Genomic DNA, 24,571 nt, shown 5'->3' with positions numbered 1-24,571 from the left:
AGACGCGTCAGTGCGCGGCCGTCTCCCAGTCCGTGCCGACACCCACGGAGACGTCCAGCGGCGCACGGAGCTCGACCGCCGTGGACATCTCCCGGCGCAGGATCTCCTCGACCTGCTCCCGCTCACCCTTCGCGATCTCCAGAACGATTTCGTCGTGGACCTGGAGCAGCATCCGCGACGTCAGCTTCGCCTCCGTCAGCGCGCGGTCCACGTTCAGCATCGCGACCTTCACGATGTCGGCGGCCGTCCCCTGGATCGGGGCGTTGAGCGCCATCCGCTCGGCCGTCTCACGCCGCTGACGGTTGTCGCTGTTCAGGTCCGGGAGGTAGCGGCGCCGACCGAAGACCGTCTCCGTGTACCCGGTGGACCTGGCTTCCTCCACGACCCGGTGAAGGTAGTCGCGCACCCCGCCGAACCGCAGGAAGTAGGTGTCCATCAGACCGCGCGCCTCCCCGGCCTCGATGTTCAGCTGCTGGGAGAGCCCGAACGCGGAGAGCCCGTAGGCCAGCCCGTACGACATCGCCTTGATCTTGCGGCGCATCTCCGCGTCGACGGCCGACTTCTCGACACCGAACACCTGCGAGGCGACCGTCGTGTGCAGGTCCTCGCCCGAGGTGAACGCCTCGATCAGACCGGCGTCCTCGGAGAGATGGGCCATCACCCGCAGCTCGATCTGGCTGTAGTCCGCCGTCATCAGCGTCTCGAAACCCTCGCCGACGACGAAGCCCCGGCGGATCGCCCGCCCCTCGTCCGTACGGACGGGGATGTTCTGCAGGTTGGGGTCGGTGGAGGAGAGCCGGCCCGTCGCCGCGACCGTCTGGTTGAACGTGGTGTGGATACGGCCGTCCGCACCGATCGTCTTGATCAGGCCTTCGACCGTGACCCGCAGCTTCGCCTGCTCCCGGTGGCGCAACATGATGACCGGCAGCTCGTGCTCGGTCTGCGCGGCCAGCCACGCCAGCGCGTCCGCGTCGGTCGTGTAGCCCGTCTTCGTCTTCTTCGTCTTCGGCAGGGCCAGCTCACCGAAGAGCACTTCCTGGAGCTGCTTGGGCGAGCCGAGGTTGAACTCACGGCCCACGGCCGCATGCGCCTCCTTCACCGCCTGCTGCACCGCACCGGCGAACTGCTGCTCCATGCCCTCCAGATGGGCCCGGTCGGCGGCGATGCCGTGCCGCTCCAGGCGCGCCAGCATGATCGACGTGGGCAGCTCCATGTCGTACAGCAGCTCGGTGGCACCGGCCTCCTGCAGACGCGTCGTGAACGCGTCCCCGAGGTCCAGCACCGCGCGGGCCTGCGCCATCAGGGCATCGGCCTCCGCGCGGTCGTCCGCGCCGAAGGCCAGTTGCCCGTCGGAGGCGGGGGCGGGGGCCAGCTCACGGCCGAGGTACTCCACGGCCAGCGCGTCCAGCGCGAAGGAGCGGCGGCCGGGCTTGACGAGATAGGCGGCGAGCGCGGTGTCCATGGCGATGCCGTCCAGCCGCCAGCCCTGCTCCGGGAGGACCCGCAGGGCGTTCTTGGCGTTGTGCAGGACCTTCGGCCGCTCCGGGTCCGCGAGCCATGCGGCCAGAGCCCGCTCGTCGGCCTCGTCGAGCTCGGCCGGGTCCAGCCAGGCGGCGGCCCCGTCAGCGGCTGCGAGCGCGACCTCCGTGACCGTGCCGGTGCCCAGCGACCAGGTGTCGACGGTCATCATGCCGAGCGGCTGCCCGCCATGGGCCTCCAGCCACGGGGCGACCTCGCCCGAGCCCAGAACCGATCCGTCCAGCTCGATGCCGGCCGCGGGCTCCGCCGGACCGGCCTCCTCCGCACCCGGATCGACGGCGAGCAGCCGCTCGCGCAGGCTCGGGTTGCGGATCTCCAGGACGTCCAGCACACCCGTGACGGCCGTGCGGTCGTACGGAGCACGCTCGAGCTCGGCCGGGAACTTCGGCAGTACCACGTCACGGACCATCTCGGTCAGCACGCGGTTCATCTTCACCGCGTCCAGGTGGTCCCGGAAATTCTGGCCGGCCTTGCCCTTGACCTCGTCGGCCCGCTCGACCAGCTCCGCGAACGACCCGAACTCGTTGATCCACTTGGCAGCCGTCTTCTCACCCACACCGGGGATCCCCGGAAGGTTGTCCGAGGGGTCACCGCGCAGCGCCGCGAAATCCGGATACTGCCCCGGCGTGAGCCCGTACTTCTCCTGGACCTTCTCCGGGGTGAAACGCGTCAGCTCCGAGACGCCCTTCGTCGGATAGAGCACCGTCACGTTGTCCGTGATCAGCTGGAACGAATCACGGTCGCCCGTGACGATCAGCACCTCGAAGCCCGCCGCCTCGGCCTGTGTGGCCAGCGTCGCGATGACGTCGTCCGCCTCGAACCCGTCCACCGCGAACCGGTCCGCGTGCATCGCGTCCAGGAGCTCGCCGATCAGCTCGACCTGCCCCTTGAACTCGTCGGGGGTCTTGGAACGGTTCGCCTTGTACTCAGGGAACTTCTGCGCACGCCATGTCTTGCGGGACACGTCGAACGCGACCGCGAAATGCGTGGGCGCCTCGTCGCGCAGCGTGTTCGCCAGCATCGACATGAAGCCGTACACGGCGTTCGTCGGCTGCCCCGTCGCCGTCGTGAAATTCTCCGCGGGCAGGGCGAAGAACGCCCGGTACGCCAGGGAGTGCCCGTCCATCAGGAGCAGGCGCGGTCGGTTGTCTGCCGTCTTCTTCGATGCCGTCTCAGCCACGCCCCCGATCCTGCCACGGACCACCGACAATCCGGACCGGCCGCCGCTCGTCCCCCGGTCGAGCACGGCCCGGGCGCCCCTGACCGCGCACCCCGCCCGAAACCGCAGCACCCCCGCCGCCCTCCGGACGCCGCGGCGGCCGTGCGTGACAGGATCGGAGACAGTCACATCGCCGACAGGGAAAACGTGACAGGACGCCACGACGCGTACGCGCGGATCGCGGGTTCGCAAGCGCTCGAAGGGGAGCACCATGGCCACCAAGCCCCCGACCGGTGACCCGGTCCAGGACGCGCCGCAGGTCGAAGCGGTCCAGCACGCCGCCGCGGGGCTGCCCGCCGTCGCCCACAGCCTGCGCGTCGCCCAGCAGCAGATGGGGGTGCGCCGCACCGCGCAGACCCTCCTCAAGGTGAACCAGAAGGACGGCTTCGACTGCCCCGGCTGCGCCTGGCCCGAGGGCGACAAGCGGCACACCGCCGAGTTCTGCGAGAACGGTGCCAAGGCCGTCGCCGAGGAGGCGACCCTGCGCCGCGTCACCCCCGACTTCTTCGCCGCGCACCCCGTCGCCGACCTGGCCACCCGCAGCGGCTACTGGCTCGGCCAGCAGGGCCGCATCACGCAACCCATGTACCTGCCCGCGGGCGCCGACCGGTACGAGGCCGTGACCTGGGAGCGCGCCTTCCGGATCCTCGCCGAGGAACTCACCGCGCTCGGCTCCCCCGACGAGGCCCTCTTCTACACCTCGGGCCGCACCAGCAACGAAGCGGCGTTCCTGCTCCAGCTCTTCGCCCGCGAGTTCGGCACCAACAACCTGCCGGACTGCTCCAACATGTGCCACGAGTCGTCCGGATCCGCACTCACCGAGACCATCGGCATCGGCAAGGGCAGCGTCAGCCTGGAGGACCTCCACCACGCCGACCTGATCATCGTCGCCGGGCAGAACCCGGGCACCAACCACCCCCGGATGCTCTCCGCCCTCGAAGAGGCCAAAGCCGCCGGAGCGAAGATCATCTCGGTGAACCCGCTGCCCGAGGCCGGCATGGAGCGGTTCAAGAACCCGCAGACCGCCCGCGGCATGATCAGGGGCGCCGCCCTCAACGACCTCTTCCTGCAGATCCGCATCGGCGGCGACCAGGCCCTCTTCCGCCTGCTCAACAAGCTGATCCTCGACACCGAGGGCGCCGTCGACACCGACTTCGTCGCCCGGCACACCCACGGATACGAGGACTTCGCCGAAGCGGCCCGCGCCGCCGAGTGGGCGCAGACACTCACCGCCACCGGCCTGGACCGCGCCGACATCGAAGAAGCGCTCGCCATGGTCCTCGCCTCCCAGCGGACCATCGTCTGCTGGGCCATGGGCCTCACCCAGCACAAGCACTCCGTGCCGACCATCCGCGAAGTCGTCAACTTCCTCCTGCTGCGCGGCAACATCGGCAGGCCCGGCGCCGGCGTCTGCCCCGTGCGCGGCCACTCCAACGTCCAGGGCGACCGCACCATGGGCATCTTCGAACGGCCCTCCGCCGCCTTCCTGGACGCCCTGGACAGGGAATTCGCCATCACCTCGCCGCGCCACCACGGCTACGACGTCGTACGGTCCATCCAGGCGCTGCGCGACGGCGAGGCCAAGGTCTTCTTCGCCATGGGCGGCAACTTCGTCGCCGCCACACCCGACACCACCGTCACCGAAGCGGCTATGCGCCGCGCACGGCTCACCGTGCACGTGTCGACCAAGCTCAACCGCTCCCACGCCGTGACCGGCACCCGCGCCCTGATCCTGCCCACCCTGGGCCGCACCGACAAGGACGTCCAGGCCGGGCAGAAGCAGTTCGTCACCGTCGAGGACTCCATGGGCCTGGTCCACTCCTCCCGCGGCAACCTCACGCCCGCGAGCCCCCACCTGCTCTCCGAGCCGGCGATCGTCGCCCGCCTGGCCCGCGCCGTCCTCGGCCCCGCCTCCACGACACCGTGGGAGGAGTTCGAGAAGGACTACGGGACGATCCGGGACCGCATCTCACGCGTCGTACCCGGCTTCGAGGACTTCAACGCCCGCGTCGCCCGCCCGGGCGGCTTCGCGCTCCCCCACGCCCCCCGCGACGAACGGCGCTTCCCCACCGCCACCGGCAAGGCCAACTTCACCGCCGCACCCGTCGAGTACCCCGAGCTCCCCGAAGGCAGGCTGCTGCTGCAGACCCTGCGCTCCCACGACCAGTACAACACCACGATCTACGGCCTCGACGACCGCTACCGCGGCATCAAGGGCGGCAGGCGCATCGTGATGGTCAACCCCGAGGACGCCCGCGCCCTGGGGCTCGCCGACGGCTCGTACACCGACCTGGTCAGCGAGTGGAAGGACGGCGCCGAGCGCCGCGCACCGGGCTTCCGCGTCGTCCACTACCCGACCGCGCGCGGGTGCGCCGCCGCGTACTACCCCGAGACCAACGTGCTCGTCCCGCTCGACGCCACCGCCGACACCAGCAACACCCCGGCCAGCAAGTCCGTCGTCATCCGTTTCGAGAAGGCCTGAGAATCCTGGACCCACCAGCGGCTAAGCGTTCGCTCAGCCGTCTGGTAAGAACAGTGCACACAGCAACGAACGACCGCAGACGAACGGAGCCGGACCCCATGGGCGAGCACATCGCACCCACGTTCCCCCAGGAGATCATCGACGAGTACGCCGCACTCGGCGTCGACCTCCCCGCCCTCTTCTCCGCCGGACACCTCGGCGAGCGCATGGGCGTGCAGATCGTCGAGGCCTCCGCCGAGCGCGTCGTGGGCACCATGCCCGTGGAAGGCAACACCCAGCCCTACGGACTGCTCCACGGCGGCGCCTCCGCCGTCCTCGCCGAGACACTCGGCTCCATCGGCACCATGCTCCACGGCGGCGCCACCAAGATCGCCGTCGGCGTCGACCTGAACTGCACCCACCACCGCGGGGTGCGGAACGGCCTCGTCACGGGCGTCGCCACCCCCGTACACCGCGGCCGGTCCACCGCCACGTACGAGATCGTCATCACCGACGAGCAGGACAAGCGCGTCTGCACGGCCCGCCTCACCTGCCTGCTCCGCGACGTCCCCCCGCCCGCCGCCGGCTGAACCGATCGCCACAACACCCCTGCCCGGTCCGGAAATCGCACCGCATTCCGGACCGGGCAGACCCATATCCGGAGCAGGGCTGAGACGTTGACCACCACGCTCGGTCAACACCCTTGACCACGGCACACGTTCCATGAGCCACTTCAGCAGCCACAGCGGTCACCGCAGCGAATCGAACACATCACCCAGATGTAACACTGCGTAACAGGTGTGCAATACACGAAAAATAGCGCGCGCCGCGTCCCCGGTCCGGAGGGACAGCCTCGCCGCGCCCCTTGCGCCCCGATTCGTGCGACAGCACCAAGATCGCCTCAAGCGCCTTAGCAGAGCTGCGCGTTCTCAGCATGCGGTCACTTCGCAAGCCGTAAATGTCCACACTGCTCCCACCAACCCTTCCCCATGGCATAACAAGACAGTCACATCATCAGCGGACCTGTCCCGCACCCCCTCGGCTGCCCATAGAGTCACGGCCAGTCACCGCGCCGCCGGGCGCCACTGCTGCACAGCCTTTTAAACCACCAGTACGGCCCGGCGATCGTCACGGCACCTCAGCAGAGGAGGCCGCGCCAGGGAAAGGACCTTTCGTGCGACACCGTTCCTCGCTCATCCTCACCGCAGTGCTCACCACAGGAGCACTCACCCTCACCGCCTGCGGGTCGCGCGACGACAGTGGCAAGAACGACGACAGCGGCAAGAAGACCACCGTCGTCATCGGCGTCGACGCCCCGCTGACCGGCTCTCTCTCCGCACTCGGCCAGGGCATCAAGAACTCCGTTGACCTCGCCGCCAAGACGGCGAACAAGAACAACGAAGTCCCGGGCATCGAGTTCAAGATCGAAGCCCTCGACGACCAGGCCGTCCCCGCCTCCGGCAAGGCCAACGCAGCCAAGCTCGTCGGCATGAAGGACGTCATCGGAGCCGTCGGCCCGCTGAACTCCGGCGTCGCCCAGTCGATGCAGGGCGACTTCGAGAAGGCCAACCTCGTCCAGGTCTCCCCGGCCAACACCAACCCGGCACTCAGCCAGGGTGACAACTGGGGCAAGGGCGACTTCAAGCGTCCCTTCGCGACGTACTTCCGCACCTGCGCCACCGACGTCGTCCAGGGCAAGTTCGCCGCCCAGTACCTGTACAACGACGCCAAGAAGAAGAAGGTCTACGTCGTCGACGACAAGCAGACCTACGGCGCCGGCCTCGCCGCCATCTTCTCCGCGGAGTTCGAGCGCCTCGGCGGCAAGGTCGTCGGCACCGACCACGTCACGGTGAAGGAGACCGACTTCTCCAGCACCGCCGACAAGGTCAAGGGATCCGGCGCCGACTCCGTCTACTTCGGCGGCCAGTACCCCGAGGGCGGCCTGCTCTCCGACCAGATCAAGAAGACCGGCGCGAAGATCCCCACCATGGGTGGAGACGGCATCTACGACCCGGCCTTCATCAGCGCCTCCGGTGAGGCCAACGAGACCGACCTCGCCACCTCCATCGGCTACCCGGTCGAGGCCCTCCCGACCGCCAAGAAGTTCATCGCGGACTACGCGGCCGAGAAGTACAAGGACCCGTACGCGGCTTACGGCGGCTACTCGTACGACGCCGGCTGGGCCATCATCCAGGCCGTCAAGGCCGTCGTCGCCGCGAACGACGGCAAGCTCCCCGAGGACGCCCGCGCCAAGGTCGTCGAGGCCATGGCCAAGGTCTCCTTCGACGGCGTGACCGGCAAGGTCGCCTTCGACGAGTTCGGTGACACCACGAACAAGCAGCTCACCGTCTACGAGGTCCAGAAGGGTGCCTGGAAGGACGTCAAGAGCGCCACGTTCGAGGACTGACCCACCGCTCAACCCCCGTCCCACCTGCTCGTAGCCGCGCGAGGGCGAAAACAGCGCCCTCGCGCGGCGTCATATCCGACAAGCTCATCGGAGGCCCTGCGGTGAACGAACTGCCGCAACAGCTGGCCAACGGTCTCGCACTCGGCGCGCTCTATGGCCTCATAGCCATCGGGTACACCATGGTGTACGGGATCGTCCAGCTCATCAATTTCGCCCACGGCGAGATTTTCATGATCGGGGGCTTCGGCGCCCTCACCACCTACATGGCGCTCCCCAGCGGAACGTCCCTACTGGTGGCCATACCCCTCATGATCGTCGGCGGCGCAATCGCCTCCGTCGCCATAGCCACAGCCGCGGAACGCTTCGCCTACCGACCACTGCGCGGCGCCCCCCGGCTCGCCCCGCTCATCACCGCGATCGGCCTCTCGATCGTCCTCCAGCAGCTCGTCTGGGGCTTCTACCCCGACGCGAAGAAGCCCCTCAGCTTCCCCGAGTTCCACGGCGGCTCCTTCCAGCTGTTCGACAACCTGTACATCCAGCGCGCCGATGCCTTCATCCTCGTGCTCGCCCCCATGTGCATGCTCGCCCTCGGCATGTTCGTCTCCAAGAGCCGCAGCGGCCGCGCCATGCAGGCCACCGCACAGGACCCCGACACGGCCAAGCTCATGGGCATCAACACCGACCGCATCATCGTGATGGCCTTCGCCATCGGTGCCGCGTTCGCAGCCGTCGCAGCCGTCGCCTACGGAGTCGACAAGGGCCAGATCGGCTGGGAGATGGGCTTCCTCCTCGGACTCAAGGCCTTCACCGCCGCAGTCCTCGGCGGCATCGGCAACATCTACGGAGCCATGGTCGGAGGAGTCGTCCTCGGTCTCGCCGAGGCCCTCTCGATCGCCTACATCGAAGAGATCCCCGGCATGCAGCAGCTCGGCGGCGGCGCCTGGGCCAACGTCTGGGCATTCGTACTTCTCATCGTCGTCCTCCTCGTCAGGCCACAAGGCCTGCTCGGCGAGCGCGTCGCGGATCGGGCGTGAGTGCCATGACAACCGAAACCACCGACATCACCGCCGCCGCACCGGCCGACACCGGCTCCCGGACGGCAGGCCTGCGCCGCCTCACCGCCCTCGGCGGCATCGCGACCATCGCCAGCACGTTCATGTCCTGGACCTACACCGACGAGTTCCCCGGCGACCTCACCGTCTACGGCTACCCCGGCGGCCTCCAGGTCCTCACCCTCGTCGCAGGCGCCCTCGTACTCCTGTACGCACTCGCCGCCCTCGACATCCGGGGCTTCCGCTGGCTCGCCCCGACCGGCACCACCAAGGCCCTCCAGTTCCTGGCCCTCGGCGCCGTCGCCACCACCTGGTTCACCGTCATCGCCATCGCCGTCGAACTCGGTGGCGTGGTCAACCTGGAACCCGGCGGCTACGTCGCAGCGGTGGCCTCCCTCATCCCCCTCGTCGCATTCCGTCTGCCCGACGACACCCGCAAGGCCACGCGCCCCAAGGACCTCCCCTCCTGGGCCGAGATCCTCATCATCGTCGCCGCCTTCGGAACCGGCCTCTTCGTCGTCACCTACGGCATCGACACCGAGTACGCCGAGCTCTTCACCGGCTACATGATCACCGCAGGCTTCGCCGTCGGCGCGCTGTTCAAGTCCGGCATCATGGCCCGGCTCTCCGCACTCACCACCAAGTACCGCCCCATCGCCGTGGCCGCCGCCTTCGTGGCCGCCGCAGCATTCCCCTTCACCCAGAGCACCGACCAGTTCACCCTCATCGCGGTCAACATCCTCATCTTCGCGACCGTCGCACTCGGGCTGAACATCGTCGTCGGCCTCGCCGGACTCCTCGACCTCGGATACGTCGCGTTCCTCGGCGTCGGCGCCTACACCGCCGCACTCGTCTCCGGAACCACCGCCTCCGCCTTCGACGTCCACTTCCCCTTCTGGGCAGCGGTCCTCACCGGAGCAGCCGTCTCCCTGATCTTCGGTGTCGTCATCGGAGCGCCCACACTGCGCCTCCGCGGCGACTACCTCGCCATCGTCACCCTCGGCTTCGGCGAGATCTTCCGCATCACCGTCGGCAACCTCGACGGCGTATCCGGACCCCAGATCACCAACGGCCCCAACGGCGTGCCCAACGTCCCCGACCTCGTCTTCTTCGGATACGACTTCGGCGACTCCCACACCATCCTGGGCTTCGAACTCGGCGGATACGCCAACTACTACCTGCTCATGCTGCTCGCGATGATCCTCGTGGTCCTCGTCTTCAGCCGCGCAGGCAGCTCCCGCATCGGCCGCGCCTGGGTCGCCATCCGCGAGGACGAGACCGCCGCCACCGCCATGGGCATCAACGGCTTCCGCGTCAAGCTCATCGCCTTCGCCCTCGGCGCCACCCTCGCCGGCCTCGCCGGCACCGTCCAGGCACACGTACAGAGCACCGTCGTCCCGGAGATGTACGTCTTCGCCGGCCCCGTGCCGCCCAACTCCGCCTTCCTCCTCGCCGCAGTCATCCTCGGCGGCATGGGAACGATCAGCGGACCCCTGATCGGCGCCACGCTCCTGTACATGATCCCGGCGAAGCTGCAGTTCCTCCAGGACTACCAGCTCCTCGGCTTCGGCCTCGCGCTCATCCTGCTGATGCGCTTCCGCCCGGAAGGCCTCATCGCCAACCGGCGGGCCCAGCTCGAATACCACGAGACCGGCCAACTCGACACGCCCGAAGGCACCTTGCCCGAATCCGGCGTCGGCACCGTGAAGGCGGGGGCGTGAACGACATGACGACCACCACCGCAACCACCACGCCCGTGCTGGACGCCAGCGGCGTCACCATGCGCTTCGGCGGCCTCACCGCCGTACGCAACGTCGACCTCACCGTCAACGCGGGCGAGATCGTGGGCCTCATCGGCCCCAACGGTGCCGGCAAGACCACCTTCTTCAACTGCCTCACCGGCCTCTACATCCCCACCGAGGGCAAGGTCAGCTACAAGGGCACCGTCCTGCCGCCCAAGCCCCACCTCGTCACCCAGGCCGGCATCGCCCGCACCTTCCAGAACATCCGGCTCTTCGCCAACATGACCGTCCTGGAGAACGTCCTCGTCGGACGCCACACCAGGACCAAGGAAGGCCTCTGGTCCGCCCTCGTGCGCGGCCCCGGATTCAAGAGGGCCGAAGCCGCCTCCCACGCACGCGCCATGGAACTCCTCGAGTTCATCGGCCTGCAGGACAAGGCCGACCACCTCGCACGCAACCTCCCCTACGGAGACCAGCGCAAGCTGGAAATCGCGCGCGCCCTCGCCAGCGACCCCGGCCTCCTCCTCCTGGACGAGCCCACCGCCGGCATGAACCCGCAGGAAACCCGCGTCACCGAAGAGCTCATCTTCGCCATCCGGGACATGGGCATCGCCGTACTCGTCATCGAGCACGACATGCGCTTCATCTTCAACCTCTGCGACCGCGTCGCCTGTCTCGTCCAGGGCGAAAAGCTCGTCGAGGGCACGCCCTCCGTCGTCCAGAGCGACGAACGAGTCGTCGCCGCCTACCTCGGCACGCCCTTCGAGGCGGACACCCCCGAGAAGGCCGAAACCCCCGCACAGGCACCCGAGCCGGAGCCGGCCCCCGAAGCCGACACCACGCCCGAGGCCCAGGAGGCAGAAGCCGAGGAAGCCCCGGCCGAGGCGGCAACGCCCGGATCCGAAGCCCTCAAGGCGGGCAAGACGGAGCGCACCACCAGCACAGAAGGGGAAGACCAGTGACCGCACTGCTCGAGGTCGAGGACCTCAGGGTCGCCTACGGCAAGATCGAAGCCGTCAAGGGAATCTCCTTCAGCGTCGAAGCCGGCCAGGTCGTCACCCTCATCGGCACCAACGGCGCCGGTAAGACCACCACCCTGCGCACCCTCTCCGGCCTCCTCAAGCCCTCCGGCGGCCGGATCCTCTTCGACGGGAAGCCCCTCACCGGCATCCCGGCACACAAGATCGTGTCACTCGGCCTCGCCCACTCCCCCGAGGGCCGACACATCTTCCCCCGCCTCACCATCGCGGAGAACCTCCAGCTCGGCGCCTTCCTCCGCACGGACAAAGCAGGCATCGAGAAGGACATCCAGCGCGCCTACGACCTCTTCCCCATCCTCGGGGAACGCCGCAAGCAGGCAGCAGGAACCCTCTCCGGCGGCGAGCAGCAGATGCTCGCCATGGGACGCGCACTCATGTCCCAGCCCAAGCTGCTCATGCTCGACGAGCCCTCCATGGGACTCTCGCCGATCATGATGCAGAAGATCATGGAGACCATCGTCGAGCTCAAGGCGGCAGGCACCACGATCCTGCTCGTCGAGCAGAACGCCCAGGCGGCCCTCTCCCTCGCGGACCAGGGCCACGTCATGGAGGTCGGCAAGGTCGTGCTCTCGGGCACCGGCGCGGACCTCCTCCACGACGAGTCGGTCCGCAAGGCCTACCTCGGCGAGGACTGACACCCTCCGCTCCCGTACACGAAGGAGGCCCGCACCCCGATCGATCCGGGGTGCGGGCCTCCTTCGTATGTCCGTACGGGCCTACTCGGCCGCCTTCTTCTTCTCCTCGGCGTCCTCGATCAGCGCCTCGGCGAGCTGCTGCATGGAAAGCCGGCGGTCCATCGACGTCTTCTGGATCCACCGGAACGCGGCGGGCTCGGAGAGGCCGTAGTCCGTCTGCAGAATGCTCTTCGCCCGGTCCACCAGCTTCCGGGTCTCCAGCCGCTGCGAGAGGTCGGCGACCTCGTTCTCCAGGGCCTTCAGCTCCGAGAAACGGGACACGGCCATCTCGATGGCCGGCACGACGTCGCTCTTGCTGAACGGCTTCACCAGGTACGCCATCGCACCGGCGTCCCTGGCCCGCTCGACGAGGTCGCGCTGCGAGAACGCGGTGAGCATCAGCACGGGGGCGATGGACTCCTCCGTGATCTTCTCGGCAGCGGAGATCCCGTCCAGTACGGGCATCTTCACGTCGAGGATCACCAGGTCCGGCTTGTGCTCCCGGGCGAGCTCGATGGCCTGCTGGCCGTCGCCGGCCTCACCGACGACCGAGTAGCCCTCCTCCTCCAGCATCTCCTTGAGGTCGAGACGGATGAGCGCCTCGTCCTCGGCGATGACGACACGGGTCGTCAGCGGCGGGACGTGCGACTTGTCGTCGTCGGCGGCGTCTACGGGCTGGGGCGACTCGGGGGTGGTCACGGGGCTCCTCGGTATGGGGCAGATACTGCTCCCACGAGCCTACCTACCTGCTGCGCCCGTTGGTCACCAGGTACACTTCTGACCGGCTACCAAGCCGGGTTGGCGCAACTGGCTGACGCGGAGGTCTCAAACACCTCTGTCCGAAAGGACATGTGGGTTCGAATCCCATACCCGGCACAACAGTCAAAGCGGATGTTCACGTTCTCGTGAACATCCGCTTTGCATTACACAAGGCGACTCGCAGTAACTCATGGTGGTCATATGAACTTCCATGGATCTGAAGTCCGGCTCAGGGCAGTCACAATGCTCCGGAACGGTGCCAGGAATGCCGATGTGGCCCGCAAGCTCAACATCCCCGCAGGCACCATCAGCTACTGGAAACACATGGACCGCACCAAACGCGGCGAGTGCCCCGGCTCACATGATCCCAAGTGCCCGCGCTGCGATCGCCGTGCACTGGACGAGCCCGCCTACGCGTACCTGCTGGGTCTCTACCTGGGCGACGGCCACGTCAGCCACTACTCCGGCCACCGGGTCCCGAATCTCATGATCACGTGCGGCAACGTCTGGCCCGGTCTCATGGACGCCGCCGAGCGGGCACTGCGCGATGTCTTTCCCGACAACAAGGTGTGCCGGGTGCGCAAGATTGGGTGCCAGAACGTCAAGGTCTATTCCAAGCACCTTGAATGCCTCTTCCCTCAGCACGGCCCGGGCAGGAAGCACGAACGCCCGATCATCCTCGAACCCTGGCAGCAGGAAATCGTCGACGCGCACCCCTGGGACTTCATCCGCGGCCTCATCCACTCCGACGGCTGCCGGAACATGAACTGGACGACCCGGATGGTCGGCGGCGTACGGAAGCGGTACGAGTATCCGCGGTACTGGTTCACCAACGTCTCGGACGACATCCGGACGCTCTACACGGACACTCTCGACAAGCTCGGCATCGAGTGGACGCACTGCACCCGCGCGGGCAAGAAGTACAACATCTCCGTCGCCCGACGGGCATCCGTCGCGCTCATGGATGCTCACGTCGGGCCGAAATACTGAGCCGAGCGCGCCCCTACTTCGGGCTGTCGTCCTCGCCGATGTGGTGCACCCGCACCAGGTTCGTCGAGCCCGCGACTCCGGGCGGGGAGCCGGCCGTGATCACGACGACGTCCCCCTTCTGGCACCGCCCGATCCTCAGCAGCTCCTCGTCCACCTGCGCCACCATCGCGTCCGTCGAGTCCACGTGCGGCCCGAGGAACGTCTCCACGCCCCACGTGAGGTTCAGCTGGGCACGGGTGGCCTCGTCCGGGGTGAAGGCCAGGAGCGGGATCGGGGAGCGGTAGCGGGAGAGCCGCTTGACCGTGTCGCCGCTCTGGGTGAAGGCGACCAGGAATTTGGCGCCGAGGAAGTCGCCCATCTCGGCCGCCGCGCGGGCGACCGCGCCGCCCTGGGTGCGGGGCTTGTTGCGGTCGGTGAGGGGCGGGAGGCCCTTGGCGAGGATGTCCTCCTCGGCCGCTTCGACGATGCGGGCCATCGTGCGGACGGTTTCGATCGGGTACTTGCCGACGCTGGTCTCGCCGGAGAGCATCACCGCGTCCGTGCCGTCGATGACGGCGTTGGCGACGTCGGAGGCTTCGGCGCGGGTGGGGCGTGAGTTGTCGATCATCGAGTCGAGCATCTGGGTGGCGACGATGACCGGCTTGGCGTTGCGCTTGGCGAGTTTGATGGCTCGCTTCTGGACGATCGGGACCTGTTCCAGGGGCATTTCGACGCCGAGGTCTCCGCGGGCGACCATGATGCCGTCGAAGGCGGCGACGATGTCGTCGATGTTGTCGACGGCTTGGGGCTTTTCGACCTTGGCGATGACGGGGAGGCGGCGGTCCTCCTCGTCCATGATGCGGTGGACGTCGTCGATGTCGCGTCCGCTGCGTACGAAGGAGAGGGCGATGATGTCCGCGCCGGTGCGCAGGGCCCAGCGGAGGTCGTCGATGTCTTTTTCGGAGAGTGCGGGGACGGAGACGGCGACGCCGGGGAGGTTGAGTCCTTTGTGGTCGGAGACCATGCCGCCTTCGATGACGGTGGTGTGGACGCGTGGTCCGTCGACCTGGGTGACTTCGAGGGTGACGCGGCCGTCGTCGACGAGGATGCGTTCGCCTGTGGTGACGTCGGCGGCGAGGCCGTCGTAGGTGGTTCCGCAGGTGTGGCGGTCGCCTTCGACGGTTTCGACGGTGATGGTGAAGTCGTCGCCGCGTTCAAGGAGTACGGGGCCTTCGGTGAAGCGTCCGAGGCGGATCTTCGGGCCTTGAAGGTCGGCGAGGATTCCGACGCTGCGTCCGGTCTCTTCGGATGCTTTGCGTACGTGGTGGTATCGCTGTTCGTGTTCGGTGTAGGTGCCGTGGCTGAGGTTGAGGCGGGCGATGTCCATTCCCGCTTCGACGAGTGCCTTGATCTGCTCGTATGTGTTGGTTGCGGGTCCCAGGGTACAAACGATTTTCGCTCGGCGCATGGTTCGAGCCTAGACCTTACCTATGGGTAGGTATTTATCTCTGCATGACTCCCCAACAACCTTTGGGTGAAAGCTTATTGACAAGTGTTGAATTGTGCAGCGGGTCGCTCTGATGAGCGTGCGGCGGGTGCGGTGTCGGGGGTGCGGGCGGGTCCGTGCGGGTGGGTGCGCCCCGTGGTCATCAGATCGAAACCTGCGTGGGGTGTTGCGGGGCGGGGTGGCTGAGCCAGAATCTACGCGCGTTGTTCAATTGAACGAGGAGTCAGGAATGCCGTTGAACCGTAGGAACTTTCTGGGCCGGTCGGCCGCCGCGGGTGCGGGTGTGGCGCTGGCGGGCGGGGCCGTTGCCGGTCCTGCCGGGGCTGCGGAGTCGAAGGGGCACGGGCACGGCCGCCCGGCCAAGCGGTACTCGTTCACCGTGATGGGGACGACGGACCTGCACGGCAACGTCTTCAACTGGGACTACTTCACGGACAAGGAGTTCGACGACAAGGCGCACAACGATGTGGGCCTGGCGAAGATCTCGACGTTGGTGGAGCAGATCCGCGAGGAGCGCGGGTGCGGGAACACGCTGTTGATCGATGCGGGTGACACGATCCAGGGCACCCAGCTGTCGTACTACTACGCGAAGATCGATCCGATCACTGCGCAGCGTGGTCCGGTGCATCCGATGGCCCAGGCGATGAACAAGATCGGGTACGACGCGGCTGCGCTCGGGAACCATGAGTTCAATTACGGCATTCCGGTGCTGCGGAAGTTCGAGGAGCAGTGTGATTTCCCGCTGCTGGGTGCGAACGCGCTGGATGCGAAGACGTTGCGGCCGGCGTTCGCCCCGTATGTGATCAAGCGTTTGCGTACGCCGCACGGGCCGGATGTGCGGGTGGCGGTGCTGGGGTTGACGAATCCTGGTATCGCGATCTGGGACAAGGCGAATGTGGGCGGGAAGATGGTGTTCCCGGGGCTTGAGGAGCAGGCGGCGAAGTGGGTGCCGAAGCTTCGTTCGATGGGTGCGGATGTGGTGATCGTTTCGGCGCATTCGGGTTCGTCGGGTACGTCGTCGTACGGGGATCAGCTGCCGTACGTGGAGAACGCGGCGGGTCTGGTGGCGGAGCAGGTTCCGGGTATTGACGCGATTCTGGTGGGTCATGCGCACTCGGAGATTCCTGAGTACTTCGTGACGAACAAGGAGACGGGTAAGCAGGTCGTTCTTTCGGAGCCGTTGAAGTGGGGGCAGCGGTTGACGTTGTTCGACTTCGACCTGGTGTGGGAGAAGGGCCGCTGGGCGGTGGAGAAGGTCGGCGCCGAGGTGCTGAACTCGAACACGGTGGCGGAGGACCCGCGGATCACGTCGTTGCTCGGGGATGAGCACACGAAGGTGGTGGCCTATGTGAATCAGGTCATCGGTTCGTCGGTGGTGGCGATGACGACGGTGGAGGCTCCGTGGAAGGACGAGCCGATCATCGATCTGATCAACCAGGTGCAGGCGGACACGGTGAAGGCGGCGTTGGCTTCCGGCGCGTATGCGGCGTTGCCGGTGCTGTCGCAGGCGTCGTGCTTCTCGCGTACGGCGGGGATACCGGCCGGTCAGGTGACGATCAGGGATGCGGCGGGGCTGTATCCGTTCGAGAACACGCTTGAGGCGCGTCTGGTGACGGGTGCGCAGCTCAAGGATTATCTGGAGTATTCGGCGCGGTATTACGTGCAGACGGCGGCGGGTGGTCCGGTGGACACGTCGAAGCTGACGAATGCGGGCGGTACACCGGATTACAACTATGACGCGGTGTCGGGGGTGTCGTACGACATCGACATCGCGAAGCCTGCGGGTTCGCGGATTGTGGGGTTGTCGTTCGAGGGGCAGGCGGTTGATCCGGCTGCGCAGTTCGTGCTGGCGGTGAACAACTACCGGGCGAGCGGTGGGGGTAATTTCCCGCATGTGCCGGGTGCGAAGCAGCTGTGGGCGAATTCGGACGAGATCCGGAACACGATCATCGGGTGGGTGCAGGCGAAGGGTTCGGTGGATCCGGCGGAGTTCGCTTCGGTGGGCTGGCGTCTGACGCGGGACGGTGTGCCGGTGTTCTGACCGGGTTGTTCCGGCCCGGTGTTCTGACCGGGTGGTTCCGGCCCGGTGTCTGACCGGGTGGTTCTGACCCGTTGTTTCTGCGGGTGGGTGTGGGGCGGCCGTTCTCCTTCGGGAGGGCGGCCGCCTTCGTGTGTCCGGGGGCGGCCGGGTTCGGGCGGTTGCGGGGGTCAGTGGCCCTGTGCGAGGGGGGTGAGGGCGGGGCCCTGTTGGGGGATCTTGGGTGCGGGGTGGGGGGTGAGGCCGAAGGTGGTGAAGGCGGTGCGGTGCGGGAGGGGGTAGGGGGTGGTGCCTGTGAGGTCGTTGAGGATCGTGGCGCTGCGCCAGGCGGCGAGTCCGAGGTCGGGGGCGCCGACTCCGTGGGTGTGGCGTTCGGCGTTCTGTACGTAGATGTGGCCGGCGATGGCGGGGTCGAGGCCGAGGCGGTAGGTGTCGTCGATGTGGGGGCGTTGGGAGGCGTCGCGGTGGATGTGGGGGGTGAGGCCGGTGAGGAGGGTGTCGAGGGGGCGTTCGCGGTAGCCGGTGGCGAGGACGACGGCGTCGGTGGTGAGCCTGGTGCGGGTGTGTTGCTGGGTGTGTTCGAGGTGGAGTTCGATGCGGGTGCCGGAGAGTCGGCCGGCGGTGCGTACGTGGACGCCGGGGGTGAGGGTGGCGTCGGGCCAGCCGCCGTGGAGGGTGCGCCGGTAGAGCTCGTCGTGGATGGCGGTGATGGTGTCGGTGTCGATGCCTTTGTGGAGTTGCCACTGGCTGGGGACGAGTGTGTCGCGTACGGCTTCGGGGAGTGCGTGGAAGTAGCGGGTGTAGTCGGGGGTGAAGTGTTCGAGGCCGAGTTTTGAGTACTCCATGGGGGCGAAGGCCTGGGTGCGGGCGAGCCAGTGGAGTTTTTCGGCTCCTCGGGGGCGGGCGCGGAGGAGGTCGAGGAAGATTTCGGCGCCGGACTGGCCGGATCCGATGACGGTGACGTGCTCGGCGTCGAGGAGTTTCTGCCGGTGGTGGAGGTAGTCGGCGGAGTGGATGACGGGGATGTTCGGGGCTTCGGCGAGGGGGCGCAGTGGTTCGGGGACGAAGGGTTCGGTGCCGACGCCGAGGGCGATGTGGCGGGTGCGGGCGCGGCCGAGTGCTGCTGCTTCGCCGTCGTTGTCGAGGTGGGTGTAGTCGACTTCGAAGAGGGCTTGGTCGGGGTTCCAGCGGATGGCGTCGACCTGGTGGCTGAAGTGGAGTGTGGGGAGTTGTTCGCTGACCCATCGGCAGTAGGCGTCGTATTCGGTGCGTTGGATGTGGAAGCGCTCGGCGAAGTAGAAGGGGTAGAGGCGGTTCTGGGTGCGGAGGTAGTTGAGGAAGGTCCAGGGGTTGGTGGGGTCGGCGAGGGTGACGAGGTCGGCGAGGAAGGGGACTTGGAGGGTGGCGCCGTCGATGAGGAGGCCGGGGTGCCAGTGGAAGCGGGGGCGTTGTTCGTAGAAGGCGGTGGTGGGGCGGGGGTGGTCGGGGGTGGTGGGGATGGTGTGGGCGAGGGCGGCGAGGGAGAGGTTGAAGGGGCCGATGCCGATGCCGATGAGGTCGTGCGGCTGGTCGGGGGTGGGCCGGTCTGTCATCGGGGTGTGCTGCCTTCCGTGAGGCCGGTGACGGCGTGGGTGACGAGGTCGGTGAGTCGGTGGAGGTCGTCGGGGGTGGTGTGGGGGTTGAGGAGGGTGGCTTTGAGCCAGAGGCGGTTGTCGGCGTGGGCGCGGCCGAGTACGGCGTGGCCGTGGGTGAGGAGGGTGCGGCGGATGGTGGCGACGGTGGTGTCGTGGGCGTCGGTGGGGCGGAAGAGGACGGTGCTGATGGTGGGGCGGGCGTAGAGGTCGAGGTGGGGGTGTGCGGTGACGATGTCGGCGAGGTGGTGGGCGGCGGCGAGGGTGCGGTCGATGAGGTCGGCGAGTCCGTCGCGGCCGAGTGCCTGGAGGGTGACGGCGATCTTGAGGGCGTCGGGGCGTCGGGTGGTGCGCAGGGAGCGGCCGAGGAGGTCGGGGAGGCCTGCGTCGGTGTCGTCGTCGGCGTTGAGGTAGGGGGCTTGGTGGTGGAGGGCGTCGAGGTCGTGGTGGTGGGGGACGGCGAGGATGCCGGCTGATGCGGGTTGCCAGCCGAGTTTGTGCAGGTCGAGGGTGACGCTGTGGGCGCGGTGGAGGCTGTGGACGAGGTGGCGGTGGGTGGGGCTGAGGAGGAGTGGGCCGCCGTAGGCGGCGTCGATGTGGAGTTCGGCGCCGTGGGCTGTGGTGAGGTCGGCGATGGCGTCGAGGGGGTCGATCTGGCCGGTGTCGGTGGTGCCTGCGGTGGCGGTGACGAGGAGGGGGCCCTGGTGGCGGGTGAGGGCGTCGTGGAGGGCTGGGAGGTCCATGACGCCGGTGGGGGCGGGGATGACGACGGGGGCGGGGAGGCCGAGGAGCCAGGCGGCGCGGGTGATGCTGTGGTGGGCGTTGGCGGCGCAGATGGTCTGTACGGGGCCGTGGCGTTCGCGGGCGAGGAGGAGGGCGAGTTGGTTGGCTTCGGTGCCGCCGGTGGTGATGAGGGCGTCGGGGTGGGGGGTGTGGGGGTAGATCTCGGCGGCGAGTGTGCTGGTGAGGGTGGTTTCGAGGGCTGAGGCGGCGGGGGCCTGGTCCCAGGAGTCCATGGAGGGGTTGAGTGCCGATGCGGCGAGGTCGGCTGCGGCGGCGACTGCGAGGGGCGGGGTGTGCAGGTGGGCGGCGCAGTGGGGGTGTGCGGGGTCTGCGGCGCCTTCGGTGAGTGCGGTGACGAGGGTGCGCAGGGCGTGGTGGGCGCCGGTTCCGTGGTCGGGGATGAGTGGGCCGGTGGTGTGGTGGGTGTGGTGGGTGACGGTGTCGGGGCCGCCGGCGGGGAGGGGGCCGTTGCGGTGGGCGGCGCCGTCGTGGAGTGCGGTGAGCACGGTGTCGAGGAGGGGGCGCAGGTGGGTGGGGCCTGCGGTGCCTCCGGCGAGGGGTGGGAGGGGCATGGTCGGTGTGGTCCTTCGGGTGCGCGGGGGCGGACGTACCAGCTTGTCCGGGTTTTTGGGACCCCGGCCGAAGAGACCGACGATCTGACCCCGAAAGGGGGATTGCTCTGTGGTGTGGGTGGGGTGTGTGGGGTGGGGCTGGTATAGGAGTGCGTTGTTCGCATGGCTGTGCCCGGCCCCTGTTGGTTCGGGGGCCGGGCACGGGGTGGTGGTGGGTCAGTGGGCGTCGCGTACGGCGAGGGCGCGGCGCAGGTCGTCGAGCTGGTCGGTGAGTTTGCGGCGGAGTGCGGGGATGAGGGCCTTGTCGTCGAGGGCGTCGGTGCCGTGGCGGAGGCTGTCGGTGTCGACGTGGTGGGCGGGGAAGGCGTGGCGGCCTGCGGCTTCGGCGATGGCGGGGCCGCGGCGTACGGCGAGTGCGGTGGCGTCGGGGTAGTAGCGGGCGACGTAGTCCTGGAGGAGTTCGCCCTGTTCGGGTTGCCAGAAGCCTTGGGCGGTGGCGGTGAAGAGGTAGTTGGACAGGGTGTCGTCGGTGAACATGGCGTGCCAGGCGGCGGCTTTGGCTTCGGGGGTGGGGAGGGCGGCGCGGCAGCGGGCGGCGCCTTCCTGTCCGGTGGCGCTGGGGTCCTGGGTGAGTTCGGCGTCGATGGCGGTTTCGTCGGTGGCGCCGAGGACGGCGAGGCGGGTGAGGATGCGCCAGCGCAGTTCGGGGTCGAGTTCGGGTCCGCCGGGGACGGTGCCGTCGGCCAGCCAGTCCTGGATGGTGTCGGGTTGGGTGGCGGCGTCGATGAAGTGGCGTACGGCGGTGAGGCGCAGGCCGGGGTCGGCGCCGGCGGGCGGGGTGTGGTCGGGGTGGTGTTCCCAGTCCTTGGCGGTGAGGCCTTCGGTGCGGCGGAGCAGGTCGCGGCAGAGGGAGGTGAGGGTGGCGAGTGCGGCGGGGCGGTCGTGGGGGGTGAGGTAGCGGTCGGCGATCTGGGTGGCGGCGAAGCCGAGGACGCCGTTGACGAGGGTGAGGTCGGTTTCGTGGGGGAGGTGGGTGCGGGCGGTGGTGAGGTAGGTGGTGGGGTGGAGTTCGCCGTCGCGGACCATGTCGCGTGCGGTGTTCCAGATGAGGGCGCGGGTGAGGGCGTCGGGGATGCCGGAGAGGCTGCCGAGGACGGTGTCCCAGGAGGCGGGGTCGAGGCGGATCTTGGCGTAGGTGAGGTCGTTGTCGTTGAGGACGACGAGGGCGGGGCGTCGGCCGGGCAGGGTGGTGGGTTCGCCGGTGTGCGGGATGTCGAGGTCGAAGCGGTCGCGCAGGACGAGTTCGGCGGCGCCGGACCGGGTGTCGAGGGTGTGGTCGTAGGTGCCGACGGCGATGCGGTGGGGGCGGTTGCCGTGGTGGTCGACGGTGAGGGTCCAGGCGCGGTCGGTGTCTTCGACGTGGGCGGTGAGGGTGTCGATGCCGGTGGTGCGGAGCCAGGTGTCGGCCCAGGCGTGGACGTCGCGGTCGGTGGCGGACGCGAGGTTGTCGATGAAGTCGGCGAGGGTGGCGTTGGCGAATTTGTGCCGGGCGAAGTGGGTGTTGATTCCGGCGAGGAAGTCTTTTTCGCCGAGCCAGGTGACGAGTTGGCGCAGGGCGGAGGCGCCCTTGGCGTAGGAGATGCCGTCGAAGTTGAGCAGGGCGGATGCGGTGTCGGGGACGGCGTCCGGGTCGGGTGCGACGGGGTGGGTGGAGGGGCGTTGGTCGGCGTCGTAGCCCCAGCCCTTGCGGGCGACGCCGAAGTCGACCCAGGTGTCGGTGAAGCGGGTGGCTTCGGTGAGGGTCTGGTAGCCCATGTATTCGGCGAAGGACTCGTTGAGCCAGATGTCGTCCCACCAGGTGAGGGTGACGAGGTCGCCGAACCACATGTGGGCCATTTCGTGGGCGATGACCATGGCGCGGGTCTGGCGTTCGGCGTCGGTGACCGCGGAGCGGTAGATGAATTCGTCGCGGAAGGTGACGAGTCCGGGGTTCTCCATGGCGCCGGCGTTGAATTCGGGGACGAAGGCCTGGTCGTAGGAGTCGAAGGGGTAGGGCTCGTCGAACTTCTCGTGGTAGCGGTCGTAGCAGTCGCGGGTGATGGAGAGGATCTCGTCGGCGTCCGCGTCGAGGTGGGGTGCGAGGGAGCGGCGGCAGTGGATGCCGAAGGGCAGGCCGGCGTGTTCGGTGGTCACGGTGTGCCAGGGGCCTGCGGCGACGGCGACGAGGTAGGTGGAGATCGGTGGGGTGGGGGCGATGCTCCAGCGGCCTCGGGCGGCTTGGTGGGCGGTGCCGTTTCCGAGGACGGTCCAGTCGTCGGGTGCGGTGACGGTGATGTCGAAGACGGATTTGAGGTCGGGTTGGTCGAAGGCGGCGAAGACGCGTTGGACGTCTTCCATGAAGAGCTGGGTGTAGACGTAGGTTTCGCCGTCGGCGGGGTCGGTGAAGCGGTGCATGCCTTCGCCGGTGCGGGAGTAGCGCATGGTGGCGTCGATGCGCAGTTCGTGGGTTCCCGCGGTGAGCCGGTCGAGGGGGTAGCGGTTCTCGGTGAGGCGTTCGGGGTCCAGGGGCTGTCCGTCGAGGCTGAGCGAGCGCAGTGTCTGGGGCTTGACCTCGACGAAGGTGTCTCCGGCCGTGTGGGCGGTGAACTGGATGACGGTACGGGAGTCGAAGGTGTCCTCGCCTGTGGTGAGGTCGAGGTCGACCGTGTACCGCTGTACGTCGAGGAGCTGGGCTCGGGTCTGCGCTTCGTTGCGCGTCAGTACGGACATGGCGCCCATGCTGCCGTACGGCCGGTGGGGCGTGCAGTGGGGTTCTCGCAGGGCTGACGGCGGGGTGTCAGAGGCTGGGGGCCGGGGTTTCGCCGGCTGATTCCTCCGCGATGCGTTCGTGGTGCCTGATGACTTCGGCGACGATGAAGTTCAGCAGCTTCTCGGCGAACGCGGGGTCGAGTTTGGCGCTTTCCGCGAGTTGCCTCAGCCGGGCGATCTGGCGGCCTTCGCGGGCGGGGTCGGCGGGCGGCAGGTGGTGTTCGGCCTTGAGGTGGCCGACCTGCTGGGTGGCTTTGAACCGTTCGGCGAGCATGTGGACGACTGCGGCGTCGATGTTGTCGATGCTTTCGCGCAGCCGGTTCAGTTCGGCGCGTACGGACTCGTCGATGTCGCTCGTGGTCATGGGCAGCGAGCTTAGACGTTCCTACCGGCCTGTGATCGTGGGTGGGTGGTCCGGGTCGGGGATGCGGTCGCTCCAGCCGCCGGGGACGCTGCGGCCCTGTTGTGCGCGGAAGCGGACGGGGGCTGTGCCGACGCGGCGGGCGAAGAGGCGGGAGAAGTAGGCGGGGTCGTCGTATCCGACGCGGCGGGCGACTGCGGCGATGGGCAGGTCGGTGGCGGCGAGGAGTTCCTTGGCGCGGCCGAGCCGGATGGTCAGGAGGTAGTCCTTGGGGCTGCATCCTGCTCCGCGTCGGACGGCGGTGCGCAGTTCCGCGGGTGTCATGCCGTGCCGGGCGGCGTGTTCGGCGACGGAGAGCGGCTGGAACGCGTCGCGTGCGAGGGCCTGGAGTACCGGGGAGCCGTCGGGGCCGATGTCTGCGCGGGCTCGGCGCAGGGCTACGAGGAGTTCGTGGACGGCTGCGCCCGTCTCGACTTCGAGGAGGGGGTTTCCGCGGCGTGCGGCGCGGACGATGCGGCCGATGGCGGCGCGTGGTCCTGCGGTGTCGGAGAGCGGGACGAGGGGGCGGTCCGCTTCGATGTAGCCGAGTTCGGTGTAGGTGGTGGTGGCGGGGCCGGTGAAGTCGACGAAGCTTTCGTCCCAGCCGGTGGGGTCGGCGCCGTAGTGGTGCGGGGTGCCGGGGGTGAGCCAGATGAGGCTGGGTGCTTCGACGGTCCGGCGTCGGCCGTCCGTTCCGCTGTACCAGCCGCTGCCCGAGGTGATGACGACGGCGACGTGGTGGTCGAGGGTGCGGGGGCCGACGGTGGGCAGGGCGCCGTGCTGGAGGCCGACGCCGAGGCAGGCCAGTCCCAGGCGGTGGTGCAGTGCGCTGGGTGTGAAGAAGCGCATCCAGGTGTGGTACATCGTCTCTCCACCTCCCTGACGGGTGTTGTGTCCAATCAGCAGTGATCTTTCTCCATGGACCGGCCGGGCGCCAGAGGCCGAAGCTGGTGGCAGGCGAGGATCCGCA

General features: G+C 68.3%; 17 protein-coding genes and 1 tRNA gene. 10 read left to right on the top strand and 8 right to left on the bottom strand.

Translation table 11 applies throughout. From position 1 onward, the window contains the following. Positions 1–7: 7 nt before the first annotated feature. Complete coding sequence (polA, locus tag OG844_RS36530; RefSeq protein ID WP_406389360.1) at positions 8–2,719, bottom strand: DNA polymerase I; 2,712 nt, start codon at positions 2,717–2,719, stop codon at positions 8–10. 250 nt (positions 2,720–2,969) lie between these two features. Between polA and OG844_RS36525 the strand changes: the two genes are divergently transcribed. The 7 genes from OG844_RS36525 to OG844_RS36495 all read left to right on the top strand — a co-directional run bounded on the left by OG844_RS36525 (position 2,970) and on the right by OG844_RS36495 (position 12,095). After that, a complete protein-coding gene (locus OG844_RS36525) occupies positions 2,970–5,240 on the top strand; it encodes an FdhF/YdeP family oxidoreductase (protein WP_406389361.1) in 2,271 nt (756 codons plus the stop codon). A 98-nt stretch (positions 5,241–5,338) separates the two neighbouring features. Beyond that, complete coding sequence (locus OG844_RS36520) at positions 5,339–5,809, top strand: PaaI family thioesterase (protein ID WP_406389362.1); 471 nt, start codon at positions 5,339–5,341, stop codon at positions 5,807–5,809. A gap of 584 nt (positions 5,810–6,393) precedes the next feature. Next, positions 6,394–7,626: a branched-chain amino acid ABC transporter substrate-binding protein gene (locus OG844_RS36515; RefSeq protein ID WP_406389363.1), complete on the top strand. Its 1,233-nt coding sequence runs from the start codon at positions 6,394–6,396 to the stop codon at positions 7,624–7,626. Positions 7,627–7,727: 101 nt separating this feature from the next. Then, entirely contained in the window at positions 7,728–8,660 is a 933-nt protein-coding gene (locus OG844_RS36510) for a branched-chain amino acid ABC transporter permease (protein ID WP_406389364.1), read from the top strand. A gap of 5 nt (positions 8,661–8,665) precedes the next feature. Beyond that, positions 8,666–10,399: a branched-chain amino acid ABC transporter permease gene (locus OG844_RS36505; protein WP_406396058.1), complete on the top strand. Its 1,734-nt coding sequence runs from the start codon at positions 8,666–8,668 to the stop codon at positions 10,397–10,399. Positions 10,400–10,404: 5 nt separating this feature from the next. Then, the gene (locus OG844_RS36500; RefSeq protein WP_406396059.1) at positions 10,405–11,382 is read left to right on the top strand and encodes an ABC transporter ATP-binding protein; all 978 of its coding nucleotides are present in this window, start codon (positions 10,405–10,407) and stop codon (positions 11,380–11,382) included. Next, positions 11,379–12,095 (top strand): ABC transporter ATP-binding protein, encoded by a 717-nt coding sequence (locus OG844_RS36495; RefSeq protein WP_406389365.1) that lies wholly within the window; start codon positions 11,379–11,381, stop codon positions 12,093–12,095. Before OG844_RS36500 ends, OG844_RS36495 begins: the two co-directional genes overlap by 4 nt. An 81-nt stretch (positions 12,096–12,176) precedes the next feature. On the opposite strand, the gene OG844_RS36490 is transcribed toward OG844_RS36495, so the two are convergent. Beyond that, positions 12,177–12,833, bottom strand: a complete 657-nt coding sequence (locus OG844_RS36490; RefSeq protein ID WP_329212156.1) for a response regulator — start codon at positions 12,831–12,833, stop codon at positions 12,177–12,179. 93 nt (positions 12,834–12,926) lie between these two features. On the opposite strand from OG844_RS36490, the gene OG844_RS36485 reads away from it, so the two are divergent. Further along, positions 12,927–13,010, top strand: a tRNA-Leu gene (locus tag OG844_RS36485). A gap of 84 nt (positions 13,011–13,094) precedes the next feature. Continuing rightward, positions 13,095–13,883, top strand: a complete 789-nt coding sequence (locus OG844_RS36480; protein ID WP_406389366.1) for a helix-turn-helix domain-containing protein — start codon at positions 13,095–13,097, stop codon at positions 13,881–13,883. Between the two features lie 13 nt (positions 13,884–13,896). Here the strand turns inward: OG844_RS36480 and pyk are convergent, their stop codons facing one another. Then, entirely contained in the window at positions 13,897–15,330 is a 1,434-nt protein-coding gene (pyk, locus tag OG844_RS36475) for a pyruvate kinase (RefSeq protein ID WP_406389368.1), read from the bottom strand. Positions 15,331–15,598: 268 nt separating this feature from the next. Here pyk and OG844_RS36470 point away from each other — a divergent pair, with 268 nt between their 5' ends. Further along, on the top strand, positions 15,599–17,410 hold the full coding sequence (locus OG844_RS36470; protein ID WP_406389370.1) for a bifunctional metallophosphatase/5'-nucleotidase: 1,812 nt from the start codon (positions 15,599–15,601) through the stop codon (positions 17,408–17,410). A 167-nt stretch (positions 17,411–17,577) separates the two neighbouring features. Here the strand turns inward: OG844_RS36470 and OG844_RS36465 are convergent, their stop codons facing one another. The 5 genes from OG844_RS36465 to OG844_RS36445 all read right to left on the bottom strand — a co-directional run bounded on the left by OG844_RS36465 (position 17,578) and on the right by OG844_RS36445 (position 24,465). Continuing rightward, the gene (locus OG844_RS36465) at positions 17,578–18,999 is read right to left on the bottom strand and encodes a lysine N(6)-hydroxylase/L-ornithine N(5)-oxygenase family protein (RefSeq protein WP_406389371.1); all 1,422 of its coding nucleotides are present in this window, start codon (positions 18,997–18,999) and stop codon (positions 17,578–17,580) included. Continuing rightward, complete coding sequence (locus OG844_RS36460; RefSeq protein ID WP_406389372.1) at positions 18,996–20,393, bottom strand: pyridoxal phosphate-dependent decarboxylase family protein; 1,398 nt, start codon at positions 20,391–20,393, stop codon at positions 18,996–18,998. Before OG844_RS36460 ends, OG844_RS36465 begins: the two co-directional genes overlap by 4 nt. 216 nt (positions 20,394–20,609) lie before the next feature. Then, positions 20,610–23,162, bottom strand: a complete 2,553-nt coding sequence (gene pepN, locus OG844_RS36455) for an aminopeptidase N (RefSeq protein ID WP_406389373.1) — start codon at positions 23,160–23,162, stop codon at positions 20,610–20,612. A 67-nt stretch (positions 23,163–23,229) separates the two neighbouring features. Next, a complete protein-coding gene (locus OG844_RS36450; protein ID WP_351177110.1) occupies positions 23,230–23,565 on the bottom strand; it encodes a chorismate mutase in 336 nt (111 codons plus the stop codon). A gap of 21 nt (positions 23,566–23,586) precedes the next feature. Beyond that, positions 23,587–24,465, bottom strand: coding sequence for an AraC family transcriptional regulator (locus OG844_RS36445; RefSeq protein WP_406389374.1), 879 nt, complete (start codon positions 24,463–24,465; stop codon positions 23,587–23,589). Between the last annotated feature and the right edge of the window lie 106 nt (positions 24,466–24,571).

Source organism: Streptomyces sp. NBC_00887, assembly GCF_045207585.1.
Note: the sequence above shows the minus strand (reverse complement) of the source record. Positions and strands in the feature narration are given on the sequence as shown.

Excerpts from the sequence above, each read along its gene's own strand:
- OG844_RS36525 (WP_406389361.1), top strand. The coding sequence starts at position 2,970 with ATGGCCACCAAGCCCCCGACCGGTGACCCGGTCCAGGACGCGCCGCAG.
- pyk (WP_406389368.1), bottom strand. The coding sequence starts at position 15,330 with ATGCGCCGAGCGAAAATCGTTTGTACCCTGGGACCCGCAACCAACACA.
- OG844_RS36480 (WP_406389366.1), top strand. The coding sequence starts at position 13,095 with ATGAACTTCCATGGATCTGAAGTCCGGCTCAGGGCAGTCACAATGCTC.
- OG844_RS36450 (WP_351177110.1), bottom strand. The coding sequence starts at position 23,565 with ATGACCACGAGCGACATCGACGAGTCCGTACGCGCCGAACTGAACCGG.
- OG844_RS36505 (WP_406396058.1), top strand. The coding sequence starts at position 8,666 with ATGACAACCGAAACCACCGACATCACCGCCGCCGCACCGGCCGACACC.
- OG844_RS36500 (WP_406396059.1), top strand. The coding sequence starts at position 10,405 with ATGACGACCACCACCGCAACCACCACGCCCGTGCTGGACGCCAGCGGC.
- pepN (WP_406389373.1), bottom strand. The coding sequence starts at position 23,162 with ATGTCCGTACTGACGCGCAACGAAGCGCAGACCCGAGCCCAGCTCCTC.
- OG844_RS36460 (WP_406389372.1), bottom strand. The coding sequence starts at position 20,393 with ATGCCCCTCCCACCCCTCGCCGGAGGCACCGCAGGCCCCACCCACCTG.
- OG844_RS36445 (WP_406389374.1), bottom strand. The coding sequence starts at position 24,465 with ATGTACCACACCTGGATGCGCTTCTTCACACCCAGCGCACTGCACCAC.
- OG844_RS36465 (WP_406389371.1), bottom strand. The coding sequence starts at position 18,999 with ATGACAGACCGGCCCACCCCCGACCAGCCGCACGACCTCATCGGCATC.
- OG844_RS36470 (WP_406389370.1), top strand. The coding sequence starts at position 15,599 with ATGCCGTTGAACCGTAGGAACTTTCTGGGCCGGTCGGCCGCCGCGGGT.
- OG844_RS36520 (WP_406389362.1), top strand. The coding sequence starts at position 5,339 with ATGGGCGAGCACATCGCACCCACGTTCCCCCAGGAGATCATCGACGAG.